This window comes from Holdemania massiliensis (assembly GCF_022440805.1).
GTDB lineage: Bacteria > Bacillota_I > Bacilli_A > Erysipelotrichales > Erysipelotrichaceae > Holdemania > Holdemania massiliensis_A.
In genome coordinates, this window is record NZ_JAKNTK010000001.1 from 2,328,691 (window position 1) to 2,352,350 (window position 23,660).

The window sequence follows — 23,660 nt, forward strand, 5'->3', positions numbered from 1 at the left end:
TTATTTCGCCTCGTACCAGGTCTTGCCGACCTTCGTTTCCGCCACCAGCGGTACCTTCAGTTCCATCGCATGCTCCATGCCTTCCTGAATGACAGCGCACAGCGCATCCAGTTCGGTTGGCAGCGCATCAAAAATCAATTCGTCATGCACCTGCAGAATCATTTTGGATTTCAGGCCTTTCTCCGCCAGCGCTTTGTCAATGCGGATCATCGCCAGCTTGATCAGATCAGCGGCCGATCCCTGAATCGGCGCGTTCATCGCCGCCCGTTTGCCAAATTCCCGCGTCATGTAATTCTTGTCGTGAATTTCCGGCACTTCACGCCGGCGTCCCAGCATGGTCGCGGTATAGCCATGTTCCTGGCAGAATTCAATCACCTGATCCATGTACTTGGAAATGTTCGGATAGCTTTGCAGATAGCGTTCAATAAATTCCTTGGCCTGGGCCCGACTGATATCCAGCTGCTGCGACAGACCGAAATCGGAGATTCCATAGACAATTCCGAAATTCACCGCCTTGGCTTGGCGGCGATGCTGGGCGTCCACCTGATCCAGCGGAATCTGGAACACGTCGGATGCGGTTTTGGTATGAATGTCAACGGCATGCCGGAAAGCCTCCAGCAAGCCCTGTTCATCCGCCATGTGCGCCAGCATCCGCAGCTCAATCTGCGAATAATCGGAAGCGACCAGAACATTGCCCTCACTCGGCAGAAACGCCTTGCGGACTTCACGCGACTGTTCATCACGGACGCTGATGTTCTGCAGATTCGGCTCGGTGGACGACAATCGGCCGGTTTGGGTTGCACATTGATTATAAATCGTATGGATTCGGCCATCCGGATGGATGTATTTTTTCAAGCCTTCCGCATAGGTGCTGTAAAGCTTCTGATATTTCCTGAATTCCAGCAAATCCGCGATAATCGGATGGATGCCAAGCAGCTTTTCCAAAACATCGGCGGACGTTGAACGCTTCTTGCCGCTGGTTGGCAGTCCCAGTTTGTCAAACAGGACCTCACCCAACTGCTTCGGCGAATTGATGTTAAAGGTTTCTCCCGCTGCGGCATAAATCGCATCGGTCAGCTCATCCAGGCGGGCCTGCGTCTGCCGGGCAATATCATCCAGCGTCTGCCCATCGATCCGAATGCCTTCTTTTTCCATTTTATACAAGACGGACGCCAACGGCATTTCCACCTCGTAAAACAGCGCACGCATTTCCATTTCGTTCAGCTTCGGCTCGCTGTCCTTCCACAGCTTGTCGATCAGCTGGATTTTCTGGGCGCACAGCTGCTGCTGAAGCTGCGGTTCAGGCAGCTTCATCTTGCCGGGTTTGCCATATACCTCATCCATCGTCACCCGTTCATTGAATCCAAATTTCTCGCGGATCTTCTGATCGCTGGTCAGCGTGGAATCGCACAGAAAAGCTGCAATCATCGCGTCGATCCGCATGCCGTTCAGCGTGAGTCCGGCCCGGTCAGCCAAATGCAGGCAGGCCTTGACATCGTATACGATCTTCGTTTTTTCACCGGCCAGATAATCCAGTAAGTCTTCATCCTGACGGACATTCTCAATCGTCATGTATACACCCTGACCCGCATATGCCAGCGCCAGCCCATGAACATCGGCAAAATACACTGACGGCTGATCCTGATCAAGCACCAGAACGGCGTTATCCTGCATTAAAGCCTGCGGACAGCGCTGCACCTCAGTGATCGTCAATGCTGGGATGTCCGGTGTGTTGGCCTCAGTCTGCTGCTGAATCTCAGAATCCAGCTTATTCGCCAGCGAGTTCATTTCGTAACGTACATAGAACTGACGCAGTGGTTCCGGCGTAATGTGAAACGCAAACTCTTCTGTTTCAAACGGAATTTCAACATCTGTTTTGATTGTCGCCAGCTTCTTGGACAGCAGCGCCTGTTCATGAAACGCTTCGACATTTTCCTTCAGCTTGCCTTTCAGCTGATCCGTATTGGCGATCAGATTTTCCACCGTTCCAAACTGTTCCAGCAGCTTTAAGGCGGTCTTTTCACCGACCTTCGGGATACCTGGAATATTATCTGAAGCATCGCCCATCAGGCCCTTGAGATCCCGGATCTGATCCGGTGTGATTCCCATTTTTTCCTTCAAGCTGGCGACCGTCATTTCCTCAATGTCGCTGATCCCTTTTTTCATCAGCCAGACCGAGGTCGTATCATCGATCAGCTGCAGCATATCGCGGTCCGAGCTTAAGACATTGATGTCCCAATCCGGATATTTTTTGATCATGGATCCGATGATATCGTCAGCTTCGATATCCGTCATTTCAAACTGCTTGATCCCTGCGGCTTCCAAATATTCCCGTGCGATCGGAAACTGCTCCACCAGAGCCTCCGGTGTTTCCTTGCGTCCGCCCTTATACTCAGCGAACAGCTCATGCCGAAAAGTATGCTTTCCCTTATCAAAAGCCACCAGCATCGCATCCGGCTGAATGATCTGCACCGCCTTGTTGATCATCATCGCAAAGCCGTAAATCGCATTGGTCGGAATGCCGGTTGAGGTCGACATCGGCCGCATAAAGGTTGCATAAAATGCTCGAAAGAGCATGGAATTCCCATCGACTAACAACATTTTCTTCATGGATTAATCTCCTTCTGTTTTTCAATTTGATTCAATCTTTATTTTACCATAAGCCCCGGTGAATATCAAAACAAGCGCTAACGTCTTTCCCGCTTTCCAAGCACCAACAAAACAGCCTGGAACTGTCCACAACGGGAAACGGCGGCGCTTCTGCAAAGATCCGGCGCAGAATAAAAAACGCAAAGAGAATCGCTTCCCTCTGCGCTGTTTGATCGAAACATTCTAATTGAATCCAAACCTTGTTTACTCGTCATCCTCTGCGGCATCGGCATCCGCAGCTGGTTCCTGGACCGCCGGATTCAAATCATCTTCCGCCATGCTTTCCAGCTGATTCAGATTTTCGACCATGATCGACATGTAATCTTTATTATCCTCACGCTGATCTGCCGATAAGCTGGACAGATTGCTTAAATCCACCCGCTGCAGATTCAATTCCTCTGACAGCTGATTAAACAAAGCAAGCATATCCTCGGTCATATTCGGTTCATAGGCGATATACTTGACGTTATCCTCCATGATTTTTGTCTTGATGATATCCAGCTGCCGGGCGTTGGGCAGCACGCCGTACTTCGATAAAATGACCGGATAGACCTGAATCCCATAAGTCTTCTGCCAATTGCCGAAGCTGGCGGTCATCGTAACGAACTTGATCGTTTTCTTTTCATTTTTCAGCGTACTGGACAAACTTTGATATTCCGCATCCAGACGCACCAGCTCGCTTTCCAGCTGACTGTAATTTTCTTCAAAATAACGGCTTTCCTCGACATAGTTTTCACACAGCCAGTCACGGATCTCCTTCGCCATGCTCGTCATCGCGATCGGATCCATCCACAGTGTCAAATCCTTTTCATTGACGTCAATCGCATCGAATGCATCGCCCTTATAATACGCACTTTCGACAAACTGTTCGACATCATTGGCGATAACGCGGGTATAACGCTTAAAAGAATAGATTGAATTGTTGACCGACAGATCCTTCACGGCAGCCGAGCTGGATGAACGGATTTCCGGCAGCACCAGCTGAAAATACGGTTCGAGCTGACCGATATGCAGCACCAGATCCGCATCCTTCACGCGCTCTTTCAGATCCGCGGCAGCACTGGCCCGCTGCACGATCACCTCGTCCTGCAGACTTTGAATTTCAATTCGGTCTCCGCCGATCTTTTCCAGAAGATATCCCAGCGGATAAACCGTATATACTACCTTTTTCTTATCGGTTGCGCAGCCGGTCAAAGACGTCAGCAGCAAGCCCAGAAGAACGAGAAGAATAATTTTCTTTTGCATGGATGGTCCTCACTTCCTTTTAGGATTATAGCATATTCTGCCCTTGAAAAAAACCCTCTTCCGCATGCCTTCTTCCCGTCCGCTGTATGTTTGAAAAGTTGACTTTCAGATCAGCCAGTCCCGCGGTTTAGAGCGGATCGGCCGGGTCTTGCCAAATCGCCGCATCAGCCATTGTTTTTCATCGATCAGCCCGTCTTGCTCCAAAATGACGTTATGCCGCTGCCGGTACAGATCCTGATGACGGTGCAGCTTCAGCGGCAGCCGGCGCGGATGAATCAGCCGATACAGATAAAATTGTTCTGCCTGATAAGTCCGCTGACGCCAGCTGAGCACATTGACAAAAAACAGAAATCCAAACACACCCAGCGTCATCGGATTGCGGTTCATCCACTGAACAAACACAATCGGCGTCAGAATGGCTGATACCACAAACGTTAACGACTGCGCCGTTTTATACGGCAGCCAGCAGTGCCGCAGCGATTGAACGATCCGGCCTCCGTCCAACGGATACAGCGGCAGAATGTTGAACAGAAAAACGGAACGGTTGATGTTCAGCACCCATTCCAGCATCACCGGTGAAATCCAGCCCAGCCGGGCCAAGCCGCCGTAAAGCAGCGGAATTAAACCATGCATCGCCAACCCGCCCGCCAGGATCACAAGCTCCTCCCATCCGTCCCGATCACCGAAATGTTCCAGCGTCAGCGCTAAACCAAACGGCAGAATCGAAAGCTGGCGGATCGGATAATGGAAGAAGCAGGCCCAGAAAGCATGGCCGCTCTCATGCAGCGCGAGAATGAAAAAGATATGAGCTAAAGGCGTCGCCGCGTGAGAAAAAAAAGCCAGGGCTGCCACCAAGATGGTAAAACCGCTGACTTTGATTTTAATCTTCATCGCCCATTGCCCGCTGCAGCGTCACCGGCTGGCCCTGTTCGCTGAATTCCAGGTAAACCGCATCCTGCACGGCCCCGATTGCCGTCCCCTTTAAAATCCGGTCGTTGGGATGGACCTGAACCTCCATCAGCGCGCCATAGGTCACTAAGACGCCGTTATCCTGTTTTACCATTACGATAGAACCGCTTTCCTGCTCGCCGATATACAGCACTACACCATCCGCGATGCACTGCACCTGATTGCCCTGCGCCGGTTTATAATAATGATCCTGAATCAGCTCATAGCTGACCGTCGCGGCCACCGGCTGATCCTTGCCAAACCAGGTTTCAAACGGCAGCCATGCCGATAAGGATTTAAAATGCAGCTTTTCCGCAAGCGCGTCGATCTGTTGGAGAACTGGCTTCGGATCAATCCATTGCTGCTTCTCGTTGATCATCCAGCCCAGTCCCAGGCTTGCCCCGACCATCGCCAGCATCGCTAAGCCGTAAATCAATGTAAATAACGGACTCCCCGAGGCTTCATAAGAATGGCTTATTGGGGTTTTGCGGCGGGCGGATATGCGTTTTCTGATATGTTTGATCTCACTCATGGCTGATCTCCTTCCCTGTTACTACTGTATGCTGTCATCCAAAAGAAAAAGAACGGCAAACCGTTCTTTTATTCCTCCTCGGAAGGCAGCGGATCATAACGCTCGTTGCGAAAACGAACCAGGTTGACGATCACCCGCAAGCTCATAAACACAGGAATAGAAATCATGATTCCAAGCGGACCTAACAGCATACCGCCCGCAAATACACACAAGAGCGTCCACAGCGGAGGAACCTGCGAGCTGCGGGAATGCACGATCGGCGCAATGATGTAGGCATCCACCATCGACAGCACGCAGATCCCGCCAATCAAAAGCAGCACGTTGGGCAGCGGCAGCGTGAGCGAGGTCAGGATCCCGATAAAATTCGCAATCGTCGCTCCGAAATACGGAACGATCAGGCCGATCGAGGTCAATAACGCGATCGTGACCGCGCTCTTATGTCCGATCAGCATATACAGCAGCGAATACTCAATAAACTTGATCGCCATCAGCATGAGCATCGAATGCAGATATCCGCTGATCTCCGCATTGACGGCACTCAGATAGATCGGCAGTTCCTTGTCAATCGTACGCGCCAAACTGAAGATCGTCTTGCGGATCTTCTCAAAGTCAAACAGCACATAAACCGAAATGATAAACGCAAACACCGCGTTGGTCAGAAAGGAAAGCACTTTGGATATCAGCTGCGGCAGGATTGCCGAAAAATTCGGCAGCCAGCTCTTGGTATCATTCAAGAGTGTTGTAATCTGCTGGAAAATCCCAGCGACCAGAATATTCGGCACATTCTCATTGATTTCAACATACTGCTGATAAAGCCAGTTCAAGCCGGAAATCATCGAGTTGATCAGTTCGGTCGTCTTATCATAAACCATCGGCACGACCATCATCAGAATGCCGATCAAAAGCAACAGCATCCCCAGACAGACTAACGGGATGGCAATCTTCCGGGATACGCCCTTTTTCTGCAGAAATTCAATAAACGGATGGACGACATAAGCGATCACAAAGCCGACCAGAAACGGGGTTAAGATTAACCGCAGTGTCGTCAGCCAGCTCATCCAGACATTGGAGGTCAGCGACAGAAAATACAGGATCAGCAGGATCAGCAGAACCTTTAAAAGATTCTTGAGCGACAGCTGTTCCTTAAAATAAGCGTTCATTTTATGCAGCCAGCCCATGCGTCATCCCTCCCCTTACGTGCTTTTATTTTAGCATTATTCAGATCAAAAGAAAACCGAAAGAACCTTGAAACGGAAAGCTGAAATCCGAAGATAGAAGAAAAGGACAAAAGGATTTTTCCTTCTGTCCTGTCGCTGGCCTGGCTTAAAGCGCTGTTACAGACTTGTGTTTAAACGAGCGAAGTTCCGCCGTCAACAACGACATGCTGACCGGTGACATAGCTGGACGCATCGCTGGAGAAAAACAGAATCGGACCGCTGACTTCCCCGCGCCGTCCCGGCCGGCTCATCGGACACTGAGCGCTGTAGCCCTGTAAAAAAGCCTCTGATTTAAACAGCGTATTCTGCGTCATTTCCGACTCGAACAGTCCCGGACAAACCGCATTGACGGTAATGTTGAACTGACCGTAGGAACAAGCCATGCCCAAGGTCAGACCGAGCACCGCCGCCTTGGACGTATTATAAGCATGACGGATAAACATGTCGCTCTTGTCGCCGATCAGCGCGTTGACCGAGCTGATGTTGACAATCTTGCCATAGTTCTGAGCTTTCATGTGCGGGATCACATACTTGCACATCAGGTAAATGCCTTTGACGTTAATGTTCATCGAACGATCCCAGTCCTCCTGACTCAAGGTGTCGACACCGCCGCGCACCGCAACTCCGGCGTTGTTGAGCAGAATGTCAATTCGGCCAAAATGATCGATAACGGTTTCGACGGCCTTTTCAATGCTGGCTTCATCCGTAACGTCGCAGCCGACCGGCAGCGCATCAATCCCTTCCGCCCGCAGCTCCTGAGCCAAGGCTTCCAATTTGTCCTGACGGCGGGCGAGCAGAGCCACATTGGCACCCGCTTTGGCATACGCTCTGGCTGCATCTGCACCCAAGCCGCTGGACGCTCCGGTTACCACAGCAATTTTTCCAGTTAAATCAAACATCAGTAAATCCTCCTTCCGGACAGATTTCTGTCCTTTGTAAGTTCAGTATAACAGGAAATCCTGATTTTGATTTAGGCATTTATTAAAATATGTCGTAATTTCACAAGTTAGTAAATGAACAATGAAAATAACCGGCATTTTTTTCAAATGCCGGTTACATTGACATGTTTATTGAACTTTCAGCGCTCGCATCGAGTTGAGAATTGCTAATAGCGTTACTCCCACGTCAGCGAATACACCCATCCACATATTGCTTTTGCCAAACAGCGTCAGAATCAGCACACCGATCTTGATCGCTAAAGAGAAAATTATGTTCTGACGCAGAATCGCATGAGTCTTGCGGGAAATCTGGATCGCCGTCGCCAGCGCTGCCGGATCATCTTTCATCAGAACGATATCCGCGGCTTCAATCGCTGCATCACTGCCGACGCCGCCCATCGCGACGCCCAGATCCGCCCGCGCCAGAACCGGCGCATCGTTGATGCCATCGCCGACAAACGCAAGCTTTTTGCCTTCCGGCTGAGCTGCCAGCAGCGTTTCCACCTGTTCAACTTTATCCTGAGGTAAAAGCTGGGCATAGACAGTATCAATACCGATTTGAGCAGCCACCGCTTCCGCAACCTTGCGGTTATCACCGGTCAGCATTACGGTATTGCGGACACCTGCCTGTTTCAGCTGGCTGATCGCAGCAGCGCTGGTGTTTTTGATCACGTCGCTGATAACCAGCCAGCCCAGATATTCCCCTTCCTGAGCCACATGGATGATCGTTCCGATTTCTTCCACGGCTGGACAATCCAGACCCTGCGCCTGCATCAGTTTTGTGTTGCCCAGTGCCAGCTTCCGACCGCTGACTTCAACCTCAACACCCTGTCCGGAAATTTCTTTATAGTTGCGGATTGCCTGGTTGTCAATCGGTTGGCCATACGCCGCAACGATCGAGCGGGCGATTGGATGATTGGAATAGGCTTCCCCATAAGCTGCCAGCTGCAGCAGGGAGTCGGCATCCGCATGAACAGGCTGAATTCGGGTGACGGAAAAAGTTCCCTGTGTTAATGTTCCGGTCTTATCAAAGACAACCGTATCGACGTCTTTTAAAATTTCTAAGAAGTTTCCGCCCTTGACCAGAATGCCCTGCCGGCTGGCGCCGCCGATTCCGGCAAACAGCCCCAGAGGAATGGAAATAACCAAAGCACACGGGCAGGAAACAACTAAGAAGGTCAGAGCTCGATACAACCAGACTTCAAACGATCCCATCTGCAGCAGAAACGGCGGAATCACAGCGACAAGAATCGCCGCTACGACCACTGTCGGCGTATAAACACGAGCAAACTTGGTGATGAAGCGCTCAATCGGCGCTTTTTTAGAGCTGGCATTCTCGACCAGTTCAAGAATCCGTGAAACTGTAGATTCGCCAAATTCTTTTGTGACTTTCACTTGAACAACACCGCTGAGATTGACCATGCCTGCCAGAATCTCATCGCCGCTCTGCGCATCCCGCGGCAGACTTTCCCCCGTCAGGGCAGAGGTATCCAGGGACGTTTCCCCTTCCGTCAGAATGCCGTCCAGCGGAACCCGCTCACCCGGCTTGATTAAGATCATCTCGCCGATCATCACGTTTTCCGGATCAACCCGCATTTCTTTTCCATTCCGCACAACCGTCGCATACTCAGCCCGGATATTCATTAACGAACCGATGGATTTGCGGGATCGGTTGACAGCGTAGGACTGGAACAATTCGCCGATCTGGTAGAAAAGCATGACCGCAACGCCTTCCTTGTAATCTCCGATCGCAAAAGCTCCGATCGTCGCCACGCTCATCAAGAAGGTTTCATCAAACCATTCTCCCTGAAGTACGTTGCGAATAGCACTATATACCACTTCCCCGCCGATCAGCAGGAAGCTGATTAAAAAGAGGATGAAGACATAGCTTTCCGCCTGCAGGATAATTCCTGCGATGAAAAATCCAATTCCGATCAACAGCTTGGCATTTTGCCGGAAGAAGCTTTGCGGCTTGACTTCAGGTTCTGGTTGTTTCGTTCCCGTTTTCATCTCTACCACCGCAACTTCCGGTTCCAGTTTCTTCACGACAGCTGTAATCGCTTCAATCAAGGCCTCACGGTCAGAGGAAGGTTTGGCATCAACCAGCAACGTTTCCGTTGAGAATGTGACCGAAGCTTCTTCGACCTCCGGCATGGCATTGACTGCGCGCTCGATTTTAGCTGCACAGTTGGCACAGTCCAATCCTGCCAGACGCAGTTTCAGCTCGCCTTTTACCGCAGAGTGATCGACGGTTGGAATTTCTTCATGATCATGACCGCAGCTGCACCCTTCTTCATGATGGTGATGTTCATGTTCGCCATCGCAATCAGCATGTTCGTGATGATGTTCATGACCGCAGCCACAGCCTTTTTCATGGTGATGATGTTCGTGTTTGTCATCGCAATCGGCATGTTCATGGTAATGATCATGACCGCAGCCACAGCTTTCATCATAGTGGTGATGGTCGTGTTTGTCATCGCAATCAGCATGGTCGTGATGATGTTCATGACCGCAGCCGCAGCCTTCTTCATGGTGGTGATGGTCGTGTTTGCCATCGCAATCAGCATGGTCGTGATGATGTTCATGACCGCAGCCACACTCTTCTTCATGGTGATGATCACGATTTTCTGTCTGAGCATTGGATCTTACCCTATCTTTGCCGTCGGTTATTTCAACGACGTTGATATCCGGCTCAGCCTTCTTCACCGCTTGAATAATCTGTTCTTTTTTAGAGTCGCCTTCAAACTCAACAATCATCTTTTTGTGAACAAAGTCAACAGTAACTTCATTCAAGCCTTTAATTTTGCCAACCTGGCGTTCCACCTTCATCGCACAATTCGGGCAATCCAGTTCAGGCAGCGCATACACTTCTGTTTTCATAGTTTTTTCCTCCAGCTTTCGTGTTGGATGTTCCTTGACAAGGAACAGGGCTGATGAAAACGCAACAGAGATTCTGTTATATATGAACATGTGTTCATATGTTTTCTGTTCACATTATAGACTACTGAGATTCGATTGTAAATAGGCAAAAATATTTTTTGTGATTTTTTTGCTTACACTTATTATGCTTCCCCCTTTTATATGAAAAATGAAAAAAGATCGCCGCAGCGATCCTTAACCAAACAGTTTCTGAATAATATTCTTTTCCTTGAATTTCGGCAGTGCTGCTTTTTCTCCCAGCAGGCGCTGAGCGATAACGGTATAGCATTGCGAAGTGATTGAGCTGCGCTTCAATGCCATCGGTATGCCGCGGTTGTTGCAGGCGATCAGATTTTCATCCTCATAAACCAACCCGATAACCTCCAAGCCCAGCCAATCGGCGGCTTCCTTGACGCTTAAGGAAATTCCTTTTTCAATATAACGCGGATTAACACGGTTCATTACGAGCCGAATCGTCGTCTTGCCTTCCTTCAATAAAATGCCGATCACGCGGTCGCTGTCCTGCAAAGCCGCGATATCCAGATTCACAACGACCAGCGCTTCATCAGCGCAGCACATCGCATATTGAAAGCCCCGCTCGATGCCCGCCGGCGAATCCAGCAGAATAAAATCAAACTGATCCCGCAGCTGATCGACCACTGTCGTCAGATCTTCCAGTTTCAGCCTTCCGATATTCACGGTTCGGCAGGCTGCCATCAGATAAAGATTTTCACAGCGCTTATCCTGAATCATCGCCCGGCCTAGTGGACATCGGCCTTCAACCGCATCCTTTAAATCATAAAACACACGGTTTTCCAAGCCCATCATCACGTCCAGATTTTTCAAACCCAGATCCATGTCGATCATACATACTTTTTTGCCTAATGACGCCAGCGCGATGCCGAGGTTGGCGCAGACTGTCGTTTTGCCGACGCCGCCCTTGCCGCTGGTGATCATGATTACCCTTGCCACACTTCTTCCTCCTTCAAACATAGACTTGTGCATCTCTGATTCTCATAATACACACAGACTTTCGCGAAATTTGTCATAATCTGCCAGTCGCTGTCTGAAATCTTGATGCGGGCATGATCCAGTCCCAGCGCGATCAGCTGACACGCTGGATCAAAAAGTCGGATCTGACCGGCTACAGTGCCCAGTACAATTAACGGACCGCCGCCGCGCATTTCAATCTGAATCGGCTGGCGTACATCATGAAATAAAACCGCAGCGCCTTCCAACTGGATCACCTCGCCAGCCCGCAAAGGTTCGCGAATCAAACTGAGCGCTCCCTGGGCCGCCGGTTTTTTCTGAATGTAAATCCCCCGGCATACACAGCCGGTTGCCTGCAGGATTTCAAACAGTTGTTTTAACCGTTCTGCGCCGGGATCGCTGTCAAAAAAAACTTCGGCTGGATGACCATTGCGGGTCTGCAGCAGCCGAAGCTTAGCCTCCAGCTCCACTGCCTGATCCTGCCAATGATGGCATTCCATGCGAATTGTGAGTCCGGAGTTCTGTCCGATTATTTTAACTGTTCCCATCTGAGCTTCTCCCCTTTTCTGCGGATGGACTCCCGCCGAATCTGCAGGGTCTGCCGCTGATCATTCATCCAGATCACAAGCAGAAGCGGCGCCAGATTGCCGACTAAAGTCGTCACCAAACGCTTGCTCAGCCATGTCATTAGAGACATCGCCGACAGATTGCTTGCGGTCATGTAGAAGTATATCAGAAGCTCTTTGACGAAAATGATCGAAAGTAAGAGAATCATCAGTTCTAATAACGAAGAACTGATATGTTTGCTCCAAATGTGAATAAGAAAGGCACACGCCAGGCAGACCAAGGTACTGAGCATGAAGTGATCGCCGCTCAGAAAATCAAAAACCAACCCTGCGAGAAACGCTGTGAACAACGAATCAAGCAGATTTTTCTGCCGCACTGTCAGCATCAGGGCACAAAAGCCCATACTGGGAATAAAGACGGAATGAATCAAAGCAAAGTCAAACGGAAACAACGCTGTCAGAATCATATCGGCAGCCAAACATAAGCCGATAAACGCTGCTTCGTAAATCACTGCGCTGCCCCCTGGCGGCGAACGACGCAGACATAATTAAACGATTGGAAATCCGCGGCCGGGCTGACATAAATATTCATGCCGACGGCATTGCTTAACTCTTCAACCTTGCTGACGTTGCCGACTAACAAACCGGACGGAAAGACTTCACCCATACCGCTGGTGACAACGCGCATCTGTTCAGTCACCGTCGCTCCCGAGTTGAGTAATTTGACAACAAAACCTTGTTCATTGCTGTCATACTTTTCCAAAATTGCGTCAACTGTCTTGCCTTCGCCGATTTCAATCTTTACGGACACTTTATTTAAGCCATCCTCAGCCGTAATGAGCTTGACCGTTGACGTATGTTCAGTAACCTTCGTTACTTTGCCGATCAATCCCTTGGGCGTAATCACGGCATAGTTTAAGCCAACCCCATCGGCACTGCCTACATCCAAAGTCAACAGATTATTCCATGCTTCCTGAGAGCGGGACAAAACAGTCGAAGGAATCAGATCGTAATCGGAAACGATCGTCTTTAATTCGGCGATCTGTTTTAACTCTTCAATCTGCCGCTGCGATTCCGCAAGCTGTGCCTGCAGTGAGGCGATCTGATCAACTTGCGTCCGAAGCAGATCATTTTCCTGACGGACCTGCCACAGTCGGGAGAAAGAAGTAAAGAAATCCGTCACCGTCGTTACCGGATAATCAATCAATGAGTATTTAATCATGGAAAAAGCGTTATACCCCTGCCGGCTGATTTCGCTGAATGGCGTTGTGACGCTGACAACGTTCAAAATCAAGGAAAGCGAAACGGTAATGCCGATCAGCCAAAGCAGTATTTTTTGAAAACGATTCAATTTCATTTTATCACCTGCGTCTATTATACGGTGATTGATCCCGAACTTCAATCTAATAATCCATGTGCGCGAAAGCTGAAATACTGGGTAGTACTGACGATTAAATGATCCAGCAACTCAATTCCAATCAGTTCGCCAGTTTCTTTTAACCGCTGTGTGATAATGCGATCTGCCATGCTGGGAGTCAGATCCTGCGATGGATGATTGTGGACGACTAAAATACGGCAGGCTGACGCCAACAAGGCTTCTTTGAACACCTCGCGAGGATGAACAATACTGGCATCCAGGGTTCCCTTGAACAACAGCCGGTGTTCCAAAATGTGATTTTTTGCGTCGAGATAGATCGCTAAAAAATGTTCCTGCTGCTTTCCGCCGATCTCCCGGCCTAGCCAGCCCATCAAGGCTTCGGGATTGGAAACTACGTCGATATCACGGGTTCGTTCTTCACTGATCCGCCGCGCCAGTTCAAAACAAGCTAAAATTTCCAAGCCGCGAACCTGACTGATCCCTTTGATCTGCATCAATTCTTTCAGCGTCAAACGGGACAGCCCTGCGACACCCTGACTCCGGTGCAGCAATTCCTCGGCGATCATCAGACTGGAAGTTCCGGGAACACCGCTGCGCAGGATCAGCGCCAATATTTCTTTGTTGGAACAATGCTCAATTCCCTGCTGCAGTGCTTTTTCCCGCGGCCGTTCTTCACAGGGCATTTCTCTTACGGTTGTGATGTACATCCCTCCAATACAACGGCAGTCTGACCTTCTTCCAGCTGTTGACGCTGCGTTTCATTCAGCGTGCATGAACGTTCCATCCATTCGTAATCCAGATCAATCATCCGCTGTTTGCATTGCCGGGTCACCTGTGGATCCAGGCTCATTCCCACGGCGACAATCTGGTATTGATCCCGTGGATAAACAACGGGCGTAAACCCATCCTGCTCTAAAAATGCCGTCAGCTCACGAACTGAGCTTTCCTGGGCAAATACCCCGGCTTGAATCCAGCTCAGGGTCGAAGTGGAAACAGGATCATTGTCCGCATTGACCGGCGCCGCAGGTTCCGCGCTTGGCGTGACCGTGACTTCCAGAGCATCTTGGGGAGCTGAACTTGTTTCACTGATCCGGGCAAACAAGCCAAAATACAGAACGCAGAAGCCCAGCGACAACAGTACGGCCATCATGGTTACGATTGAACTTTTTTTCATTTGGCTTCACCTCTGGTATCAGCCTATGAAAAAGTCAAGCGGTTCAGTCAGACTGCTCACTTACAATATTCGCTGAAAATTTGATTTTGCCTGTCTAAAAAACCAAAAAAGGAGATTTTTTCTTGTTTTTCTCCTTTTTCCTTTATTTTTTACAAAACAGACTTGTTTTTAAGGCTTCAGGATCTTCTGAAGCCGCGAAGGCCAAAGTGATAATCTGGGCCAAAAGCGGCTCAATTTTCTCTGCGTGGCCTTGATGATCTTCAAACTGAACCTGTTCGATCAATTCTGCGCTGAGGACCGCCAGCCGCTTTATCGCCTTATAACGTTCCATGATTTTGTTCCTTTTCATTTTGTTTCAGGATCATCGCGACAGCTTGGGCAAAAGCTCCCTCCTCACAGCTGCCGACAAGATGATCCACCTGCGTTTTAACCGCCTCCACAGCGTTATTGGGCGCAAACGACAAGCCGGCTTCCGCCAACATCTCCCGATCATTGTTGCCGTCCCCGATCGCCGCCAGTTCCTTAAGCGGGATGTCGCGTTTTTCGCACAGCAGCTTCAAAGTCAGCGCTTTATGTACGCCCTGCGGTGTAATATCCAGAAAACCCGGGCCGGAACGAGTCAGCGTCACATCACGGAGCGTTCTGCGCGCCGCCGCTTCAATTTCATCTAATTGATCAGGATCTCCCGTCAATCCTGCCATGCATGCGGGTTTTTGGATATATGAAAAGAAATCCGAGCCGACCACAAGGAAATCTATGCCGACAATCGTGCGGTCACTGTCAAGCGAAGCATCATAGCCGTCGGCCACCATCAGATCTTCCTGCTGAACCGCCAGGGTTACCCCGGAATGGGCATCGGAAAACTGTTTCAGCATTTGAATCTGTTCAGCGCTTAAACTATGCAGCACCGTCCGGATACCGCTAAAACAGTCAATCAGTTCCGCGCCGGCCGAAGCAATGATCATGCCGCCTTTTTCCTTCATCTGCAGCTGAGCTTCCAATTTCCGAACCCCGGCATAAATTCGCGCTGTGGCCAGCACGAGTTCAACCCCCTGCTCTCGCAGCTGATCGGCCGCAGCCAGGTTCACCGCAGGAATGGAATAAGTTTGATGAGAAAATAATGTGTTGTCAATATCAGACGCTAAAATTCGGATCATATCCTTCGCTCCTTGCCGCCCCTCTGCTTTCCTGCTTTTTAAGACTGCAGAAACCGAAGGGTGTAAATTTTCTATGTTTTTACTATATCACAAATTGCTAAGCACGCGAAGTCCCCAACGATAAAGAGGAATGACCGCAGATGATTTTATTCTGCCCCATTCCTCCTTGTTTTCATTAAACCTTCAAATACGAAATCAATCTACAATCTCACCATTGACCAAGACATGCCGGATCGTTGTAAAAATTGTCAGCGGATCACCGTCCGTCATGACGATGTCGGCATCCTTTCCGACTTCTAATGAACCAACCCGATCCTCAATGCCTAAATGCTTTGCCGGATTAATCGTAATCGCCTTGAGCGCTTCCTCGTGATCCATCCCGGATTTGACCGCCAACCCGGCCGACATGGCCAGATATTTTAACGGAACGATCGGTGCATCGGTGACGATCGAAACCTGCAGTCCCGCCTTGCTTAATACCCCCGGGGTGGTAAAGGTCATGTTGCGGATTTCAAACTTACTGTTGGCATGCAGATTCGGTCCGACTGCCAGCGGAACGTTGGCCGCCTGCAGCTGCGGAATAATAAACTGCCCTTCGGTCACATGTTCCAGCGTCAGTTTGAGATCAAATTCCTTGGCGATCCGAATCGCCGTGCAGATATCATCGGCACGATGAGCATGCGCCTTTAACGGCAGCTGCTTGCGGACAACCGGCAGCATCGCATTCAGCTTCATATCGAAAGCCGGCCGCTTCGCCGGATCCTGCTGAGCCTCGCTGAGCTTCATTGAATATTCGTTTGCCTTAAACAACAATTCACGCAGCTTGGCCGCCGTCGCCATCCGGGTATTGTTGTTTTTGCCTTGATAACAGCGCTTCGGATTCTCACCGAAAGCACACTTCATCGCGACCGCTTCTTTGACGATCATCTCATCCACACAGGTGCCGACCGTTTTGACCGCCGCAAAGGTTCCGCCCACGACATTCGCGCTGCCCGGACCCGTTCCAATTGTCGTTACGCCTGCGCAAACCGCTTCTTTAAATGAAGGATCAAACGGATTGATCGCATCAATGCCGCGCAGCTGCGGCGTAATCGGATCGGTGGATTCGTTGGTATCGTTGCCCTCAAAACCAATCCCATCCTCATACAATCCAATATGACAATGACAGTCAATAAATCCCGGATAGATGTCCAATCCGGAAGCATCCATCACCTCGCACTCCGAAGGAACTTCAAGATGTTCGCCAATCGCCGCAATCTTGCCGTTGTCGATCAGGATATCCGCCATGATCGTTCCCTGATCGGCCATCGTATGAAGCTTACCGTTTTGAATCAGGCGCATGACTTAAGCCACGACCTTTCCATCAATGATGACGACTTCCGGCTGGGCGGATACTTCAAAACAGCTGCCCTCGATGATCAGAATATCCGCATCCTTGCCGATTTCCAGGGATCCAACGCGGTCTTCAATTCCGATATGCTTCGCGGCATTGATCGTAATCGCTTTTAATGCATCCCATTCCTTCATTCCGGATTTGATTGCCAGTCCGGCACACAGCGGCAGATACTGCTGCGGAATGACTGGAGAATCCGTGATGATCGATACCTGACAGCCCGCAGCCGCCAAAATTCCCGGCGTTTCAAAGGTTTTGTTGCGCAGCTCAAACTTGCTGGCATGGGTCAGGGACGGTCCGACAGCCATCGGTACCGGCTCATCCTTCAGTTCATCTACGATCAGATGGCCTTCCGTCACATGTTCCAGCGTCAGTTTAACATTGAACTCCTGCGCAATCCGCAGTGCTGTAAAAATATCATTGGCCTGATGCGCATGGGCTTTTAACGGCAGCTCGCAGTGCAGAACCGGACGCAGCGCCTCCAATTTCACATCCAGCGGCGGCAGCTTGGATTCATCCTCAGCCGCGGCTGTTACCTTGCGGTCATATTCCTTTGCCTTTAAAAGCATTTCCCGCAGTTTTGACGCTGTCGACATCCGGGAGTAGTTATTTTTATCTTTGTAGCAGCGCTTCGGATTTTCACCGAAAGCACATTTCATCGCGACTTCCTTCTTTACGATCATCTTGTCAACACGCTTGCCAACCGTCTTGATCGCGGTAAAGGTGCCGCCCAAAACGTTAGCGCTGCCCGGACCCGTACAGACCGTCGTAATGCCGGCCAACGCCGCCTCGCGGAACGTCGGATCCATCGGATTGATGCCGTCGATCGCCCGCAGCTGTGGAGTCAGGATATCTGTCATTTCATTGCAGTCATCCCCTTCAAAGCCGATCCCGGAACCATCCAGGCCAATGTGGCAATGCGCTTCAACAAAACCCGGATAGACATTTTTATCCGTAGCGTCGATAATCTCACAATCCTGCGGTACGATTAAATTCTGACCGATGGCCGTGATCTTTCCATTTTCCGCCAGAACATCCGCAAGATACGGTTCCTCATGAACCGCGTCGTGAACCCAACCATTTTTAATACAAATCATAGTTCGCCCTCATTTCTTTCAATAGGTTCATTATACAAAATTTTACAAAAAATGAAAGTGACAAAATCAAAATTTCATCACTTTCATTCCTGTTACATTTAAGCTGATTCATCAGTCAGGTTTACTTTGCGGCGGCTTCTGACCCATTTTTTATGATTCTGCTTTTTCACAACGGCTCAAGGTTCGTGTCAGCGAAGCCGTAAACAGCTTGAGAAAACGCTGGACATCGACGTCAATCGCCATGTGATGATCCTTCTGCGGATCGTTGAGCCGACTTAAATCCGCAGTCGTGCGGCCTCGCCCGGCCCCTTCGAGATCGGCCTTCAAATTGACCGGCAGGGTTGTGATGAGCTCCGGATGCAGCGCTGCCGCCGCCGCCAGTGGATCATGCAGCGGACACCCCGCCAAACGGCGGCGGTCCGTCTTATAATAATCGAGATAGAACTGCATTAAACCGCACACCAAGTCGGAGGCTTTGGTTTTTAACTGCCGCAGATTGTCAATCTGTGCCTGATCATACAATGTTTTCAAAGTCACATCCAGTCCAACCAAAACTAACGGAAGCCCGCTGCTCAGCACCTCGGCTGCCGCTTCCGGATCCACGCGCACATTAGCTTCCGCAAACGGTGTCTCATTGCCCGCAACCGTTAAAGCCCCGGCCATGCAGACAACCTTACCAATTTTATTTTTAAAATCAGGATGGCAGCGCAATACTTCAGCCAGTGTTGTTAAAGGTCCGGCTGTCAGCAAGGTTAATTCAGAACCATACCGATCAGCCGCCTCTGCTATCCAGTCGACAGCACGCTGAGGCTGAATAAGCATCCCGTCCGGATCTGTCGGGGCATTGCCGAAACCATGTTCGCCATGCACAACGCGGCACATCGGCGTCGGCGCAAAAGCAGTTTGATTTAACGGATGCACAGGTCCGGCAAAAAGTGGAATATCCGTTCGACCCAGCACTTTCAGCAGCGTCGCTGTATTTTCCAGCGCCTGTTCACGGACAACGTTGCCATACGTACAGGTCACGCCGATCACCTCGGCTGCTGGATCGCCTAAAGCATAGCTCAGCGCCAGGGCATCATCAATGCCAGTATCTAAATCCAAGATTAGTTTCATCACAGTTTTCTCCTCTTCCTGTTTTCATTGTATGCTTGATTTACAGCCGCCGCAAGATGAACATGGAATTCACAAACGGAAAGGCTGCTCGAATTCCCTTGAAGCATAAGAAAAAGCCGGCAGCGCCGGCTTAACTCTTTTCTACTATTCAGCGGACTAAAAGGAAAGCATCTTCATCCCGTTTTGCTTCTTCGACTTGTGGTCATCATCCTCATCCTCCTGATCAGGCTGGATGACGCTGACTTTCACTTCAATCACTTTACGGGCATCCGTCTGCGTCACAGTCACAACAAGATTTTTATAAGTGAACGACTCTCCGACCTTTGGAATACGTTCCAGCTCATGAATGACCCAGCCGCTGACGGTGATGAAGTCATAATCTTCCTCATCTTCCAAACCGAAAAACTCAAACATATCGTCCAGATCCATATCGCATTCAATCAAATACGTATTGGGATCCAGTTCCTTGTAGTATTCTTTGACCTGATCGTGTTCATCATAGATTTCACCAACCAGCTCCTCCAAAATATCCTCCAGCGTGATGATACCCGCCGTACCGCCGTATTCATCCAGCACGACAGCCATGTGCGTTTTGGAACTCTGCAGCTGTTTAAGCAAGGTTGAGATTTTAACATGCGGACTTGTATATAACAGCGTCTGTGTGATTGATTTGAACGTTCCCATATGATTGTAATATAAATTGTAGAAATCTTTTTCATGAATGACGCCGACAATGTTGTCAATCGAGTTTTCATAAACCGGCAGGCGTGAAAAATTGTTATTGCGGAACATCAGTTCAATCTCATCCAGCGAATCGGTCACATCCACCGCCACGACATCCACCCGCGGGGTTAAAATATCCTTCACGTCCAGATCATTGAATTCAATCGCCGCACAGATCAGATCGCTTTCATGGGCTTCCAGATCGCCTTCATTCTGTGCTTCTTCTACGATCGTCAGCAGTTCTTCCTGCGTCATTGAATCATCATTTTCGACTTTAAACAACATCGAAAGCAGTTTTTTCCATAAACTGAACAGGAAATTGATCGGCGTCAACAGCGTCTGAATGAATCCGATCACTCCGGCTACCGCCATCGCAAACTTCTCTGGACTTTCCTTGGCAATGCTTTTCGGTGAGATCTCGCCAAAGATCAGAATCACCACCGTCATGACTGCCGTCGAAAGACTGACTCCGGTATCACCAAAGCCTAAATTCTGCACGAACAAAACTGTCGCCAGAGACGAAGCCAAAATATTGACCACGTTGTTGCCGACCAGAATCGTGGATAACAATCGGTCGTATCCCTCAGCCAGCTCCAGTGCCTTCTGCGCCTTACGGCTGCCGGCCGAAGCCATGTTTTTTAATTTTATTCTATTGATACTGGAATAAGCCGTTTCGGTCGCCGAGAAAAAACTCGAACATAAAACCAAGACTGCCAATACTCCAATCAGCGTCATCGTATTACTCATCTTACCTCTCTCCTTTATTTATCTTGATCTGTCAGTTTCAGTGAACTACTCTCAGAATCGGATAACATGATACCGGATGAACATTCTAATTCTTGATAATTTCATCCAGAGCGGAGACGGCAGGTACCCTAAATTAACCATGGGGTGGGGCGAATCGTCCAACGAAAACACATCCTTTCAAAAATTCTAATCTGAATTATAACATGATCTTATTCTTCACGCAATGGCAGGCACTAAAAAAATGATGAAAAAGCCTTTATCTGCGCGTTTTCTGGGCGCTTCACCGCCCATGTTTACCAAGGATGTGACGGCGGTGACGTCAAACCGATGTGCTTTTTATCATTTTCTTCATAAATCCTTTATTTTTCTTTACGAAGTCTTAAAGGATAAAAAGAAAAGATTGGAGTACAATAAGAGCATAGACAGGAGGGATTTGTCATGGTCAAACATCGACCTCTTAATGTAAAAAATCTGATGCTGGTCCTGATTCCCAGTTGTCTGATCTTATTTCTGATTTGCTACTTCCTGGGCAATTCTTATGGCTTTTTACATCAGCTGTTTCATTTCTAAGTTCCTGGCCCTTCTTGCTGAAGCGCCCTTTTAAAAGGAAATAAACTCTTGATCAGACAAATTCATAATGAAGTGAAGAAAACGATGGGACCGCCCATCGTTTTTAGTTTATTCTGTCCGCAGCGCCCGATTGAACAAAACCAGTCCAATGACGAACATGACCGCAAGGATGGCAATCGCACCGTTGGCACTGCCGGAAATCTGTGCTGTCACGCTGACCAGGGCGGTGCCCAGAAAAGCTGCCCCTTTGCCGCAGATATCAAATAAACCGAAGAACTCCCCGGCATTTTCCGGCGGAATAATCTGAGCGAAATAAGACCGGGACAGTGCCTGAATGCCGCCCTGAAACAAACCGACACAGACAGCCAGCACCCAGAACTCCCATTGCTTATCCAGCTGAATGGCAAAGATCGCGATGCCGGTATAGGCCAAAATGCAGATCTGAATCAGCTTCGCATTGTTGATTTTGCGGGCCAGTGAGGCAAAGACCAGCGCGCTGGGAAAAGCAACGATCTGCGTCACCAACAAAGCGACCAGCAGTCCCTGCGTATCCAAGCCCAACGCACTGCCATAGGCCGTTGCCATGTCGATGATGGTATAAACGCCGTCGATGTAAAAGAAGAACGCGATCAGAAACAGAAAGATTTTACGGTGCTTGCGGATCTTTTTAAACGAATCGGCCAGCCGCCGGAAACTGCCGCGGATCTTATCCTGATGATTGTCCGTTACATAATACTTCTGACGGTAGTTTTTCAATAACGGCAGCGTACAGCCCAGCCACCACAGCGCGTTGATCAGAAACGCCAGGATCATCGCCGTCATGATCGTCATCGAAAACTGTTCATAAAACAAGACGAAGACCAGACTGACGACAAATGGAATACAGCTGCCGATATACCCCCAGGCATAACCATGAGAAGATACCCGATCCATCCGCTCCGGCGTCGTGATGTCGGAAAGCATTGAATCATAGAAGATCAAACTAGCTGAATATCCCACCTTCGCTACGATAAACAAAACTAAGAACACTTTCCATGAAGTCGGAATCCACAGCGCCGCCAGAGCGCAGACCCCAACCATCACGCACAGCGCAAATATCTTTTTCTTTAATCCCTGATAATCGGCCAGCGTTCCCAATACCGGGCCGCTTAAAGCGACGATCAGCGTTGAAACTGAAGCTGCATATCCCCAATACGCCAGATAATCAACCTCCGCGATACCGGCGCTTTGACACAGCGAGTTGAAATAGATCGGCATGATCGTTGCGACCAGCAGAATAAAGGCAGAATTGCCGACGTCGTAGAGAATCCATTGTTTTTCCAAGGCTGTCAGTTTCTTATTTTCCATGTTGTCCCCCATCATTCCTTTTTTTACTCGTAGTCTTCATCATACCACGGATCCAGCGGCTTATCGGTATTCAAGTCGGCGATGTATTCATGAATCAGCCGCACGGACAGCGCAACAGCTTCCTCCATTCCGGCTACACGTTGGCTGATAAATTCAGCACACTGCGGATTAGGCTGGCGATTGATGATCAATCCGCCTTCACTTTTACGCACGCCGACCAGCTGCATTACTCCTAAAATGAAATTACGCTTCACCGTACCAGGCGCAACGAACAGATCCAGCAAGCCGATCATCGTTTTCAGCGACTTCTCAATCTCATGCGGCTGCACATCGAAAAAAGGAGCGATCACTTCACAGCTTTTTTTAGAAATCCGCAGATGTTCAGTCGACCGGGTACGCAGCGGATCCTTTCCCTGGGCAACCATCAGCGCCCGATCCCATTCCGATTCAATCTCGCTGTGACTCAAGCCGGTTTCTTCCTGAAAGGCAAAAATCGCCGGATGATTCAGGCTGTCCAGTACGAAATGATTGATGAACCCCAGCGTGTACGCCAACGCTGCTTCCGGATCTGAACTCTGGCGAATTCTTGCGCGGGCCTGTTCAAAAAACGGCCGTCCCGGTTCGTGATGCATCGCATAACCACGCTTTTTAATCGGGGCCTGACTCAGTGGTTTGTAAAAGAAAAGCAGATCCGGCCCATGCAGACCGATGTTGTAGCAATCTCTATGGCAATGAATCCGTTCCCTGAGCGCAGGCTCCAGCTGATTGAAAACCTGCTGCCCATAAACGGCATGAGTATAAGTTGCCGGCATAATTCTCCCCCTGACATTTTTCGACTTTATTATAGCATGGATCGGGGATCCGCACTGTTTCTTTTCTGTGAAACGCAGCCTAAATCGAACATTACAGCCCGCTTCCCAGCAGACTTATTCCTCAGAAGGCAGGGTTTGGGAA

At 49.5% G+C, this 23,660-nt stretch carries 21 protein-coding genes; all 21 read right to left on the reverse strand.

The genetic code is table 11. The features are described 5' to 3' along the window. Positions 1–2,610 (reverse strand): DNA polymerase I, encoded by a 2,610-nt coding sequence (gene polA, locus MCG46_RS10715; RefSeq protein ID WP_240279999.1) that lies wholly within the window; start codon positions 2,608–2,610, stop codon positions 1–3. Between the two features lie 243 nt (positions 2,611–2,853). Then, a complete protein-coding gene (locus MCG46_RS10720; RefSeq protein ID WP_240280000.1) occupies positions 2,854–3,894 on the reverse strand; it encodes a metal ABC transporter solute-binding protein, Zn/Mn family in 1,041 nt (346 codons plus the stop codon). Positions 3,895–3,999: 105 nt separating this feature from the next. Beyond that, positions 4,000–4,785 carry a site-2 protease family protein gene (locus MCG46_RS10725; RefSeq protein ID WP_154238523.1) on the reverse strand — a complete coding sequence of 262 codons (786 nt, stop codon included), beginning with the start codon at positions 4,783–4,785 and terminating at the stop codon, positions 4,000–4,002. Then, on the reverse strand, positions 4,775–5,374 hold the full coding sequence (locus tag MCG46_RS10730; protein WP_020223740.1) for a peptidoglycan DD-metalloendopeptidase family protein: 600 nt from the start codon (positions 5,372–5,374) through the stop codon (positions 4,775–4,777). The genes MCG46_RS10725 and MCG46_RS10730 overlap by 11 nt, the downstream gene beginning before the upstream one ends. Before the next feature lie 68 nt (positions 5,375–5,442). Further along, the gene (locus MCG46_RS10735) at positions 5,443–6,552 is read right to left on the reverse strand and encodes an AI-2E family transporter (RefSeq protein ID WP_240280001.1); all 1,110 of its coding nucleotides are present in this window, start codon (positions 6,550–6,552) and stop codon (positions 5,443–5,445) included. Between the two features lie 170 nt (positions 6,553–6,722). Then, a complete protein-coding gene (locus MCG46_RS10740) occupies positions 6,723–7,490 on the reverse strand; it encodes an SDR family NAD(P)-dependent oxidoreductase (protein WP_240280002.1) in 768 nt (255 codons plus the stop codon). A gap of 168 nt (positions 7,491–7,658) precedes the next feature. Then, on the reverse strand, positions 7,659–10,409 hold the full coding sequence (locus MCG46_RS10745) for a heavy metal translocating P-type ATPase (RefSeq protein WP_240280003.1): 2,751 nt from the start codon (positions 10,407–10,409) through the stop codon (positions 7,659–7,661). Between the two features lie 234 nt (positions 10,410–10,643). Further along, positions 10,644–11,420, reverse strand: a complete 777-nt coding sequence (gene minD / locus MCG46_RS10750) for a septum site-determining protein MinD (protein ID WP_240280004.1) — start codon at positions 11,418–11,420, stop codon at positions 10,644–10,646. Beyond that, entirely contained in the window at positions 11,408–11,986 is a 579-nt protein-coding gene (locus MCG46_RS10755; RefSeq protein WP_240280005.1) for a hypothetical protein, read from the reverse strand. Before MCG46_RS10755 ends, minD begins: the two co-directional genes overlap by 13 nt. Continuing rightward, positions 11,968–12,516 (reverse strand): hypothetical protein, encoded by a 549-nt coding sequence (locus tag MCG46_RS10760; protein WP_020223747.1) that lies wholly within the window; start codon positions 12,514–12,516, stop codon positions 11,968–11,970. The genes MCG46_RS10755 and MCG46_RS10760 overlap by 19 nt, the downstream gene beginning before the upstream one ends. Next, on the reverse strand, positions 12,513–13,361 hold the full coding sequence (gene mreC / locus MCG46_RS10765) for a rod shape-determining protein MreC (RefSeq protein WP_240280006.1): 849 nt from the start codon (positions 13,359–13,361) through the stop codon (positions 12,513–12,515). Before mreC ends, MCG46_RS10760 begins: the two co-directional genes overlap by 4 nt. A 41-nt stretch (positions 13,362–13,402) precedes the next feature. Beyond that, positions 13,403–14,089, reverse strand: a complete 687-nt coding sequence (gene radC, locus MCG46_RS10770; RefSeq protein ID WP_240280007.1) for a RadC family protein — start codon at positions 14,087–14,089, stop codon at positions 13,403–13,405. Next, positions 14,071–14,556, reverse strand: coding sequence for a hypothetical protein (locus MCG46_RS10775; protein ID WP_240280008.1), 486 nt, complete (start codon positions 14,554–14,556; stop codon positions 14,071–14,073). The genes radC and MCG46_RS10775 overlap by 19 nt, the downstream gene beginning before the upstream one ends. Before the next feature lie 142 nt (positions 14,557–14,698). After that, positions 14,699–14,887 (reverse strand): hypothetical protein, encoded by a 189-nt coding sequence (locus MCG46_RS10780; RefSeq protein ID WP_240280009.1) that lies wholly within the window; start codon positions 14,885–14,887, stop codon positions 14,699–14,701. Continuing rightward, on the reverse strand, positions 14,874–15,713 hold the full coding sequence (locus MCG46_RS10785) for an HAD-IIB family hydrolase (protein WP_240280010.1): 840 nt from the start codon (positions 15,711–15,713) through the stop codon (positions 14,874–14,876). The genes MCG46_RS10780 and MCG46_RS10785 overlap by 14 nt, the downstream gene beginning before the upstream one ends. A 195-nt stretch (positions 15,714–15,908) precedes the next feature. Next, positions 15,909–17,054, reverse strand: coding sequence for an amidohydrolase (locus MCG46_RS10790; protein WP_240280011.1), 1,146 nt, complete (start codon positions 17,052–17,054; stop codon positions 15,909–15,911). A 3-nt stretch (positions 17,055–17,057) separates the two neighbouring features. After that, positions 17,058–18,203 carry an amidohydrolase gene (locus MCG46_RS10795; protein WP_240280012.1) on the reverse strand — a complete coding sequence of 382 codons (1,146 nt, stop codon included), beginning with the start codon at positions 18,201–18,203 and terminating at the stop codon, positions 17,058–17,060. A gap of 150 nt (positions 18,204–18,353) precedes the next feature. Further along, on the reverse strand, positions 18,354–19,319 hold the full coding sequence (locus MCG46_RS10800; protein WP_240280013.1) for a nucleoside hydrolase: 966 nt from the start codon (positions 19,317–19,319) through the stop codon (positions 18,354–18,356). 156 nt (positions 19,320–19,475) lie between these two features. After that, positions 19,476–20,789: an HlyC/CorC family transporter gene (locus MCG46_RS10805; RefSeq protein ID WP_240280014.1), complete on the reverse strand. Its 1,314-nt coding sequence runs from the start codon at positions 20,787–20,789 to the stop codon at positions 19,476–19,478. Positions 20,790–21,467: 678 nt separating this feature from the next. Beyond that, positions 21,468–22,706 (reverse strand): MFS transporter, encoded by a 1,239-nt coding sequence (locus tag MCG46_RS10810; RefSeq protein WP_240280015.1) that lies wholly within the window; start codon positions 22,704–22,706, stop codon positions 21,468–21,470. Positions 22,707–22,729: 23 nt separating this feature from the next. After that, on the reverse strand, positions 22,730–23,518 hold the full coding sequence (locus tag MCG46_RS10815; RefSeq protein ID WP_240280016.1) for a zinc dependent phospholipase C family protein: 789 nt from the start codon (positions 23,516–23,518) through the stop codon (positions 22,730–22,732). Positions 23,519–23,660: the final 142 nt, after the last annotated feature.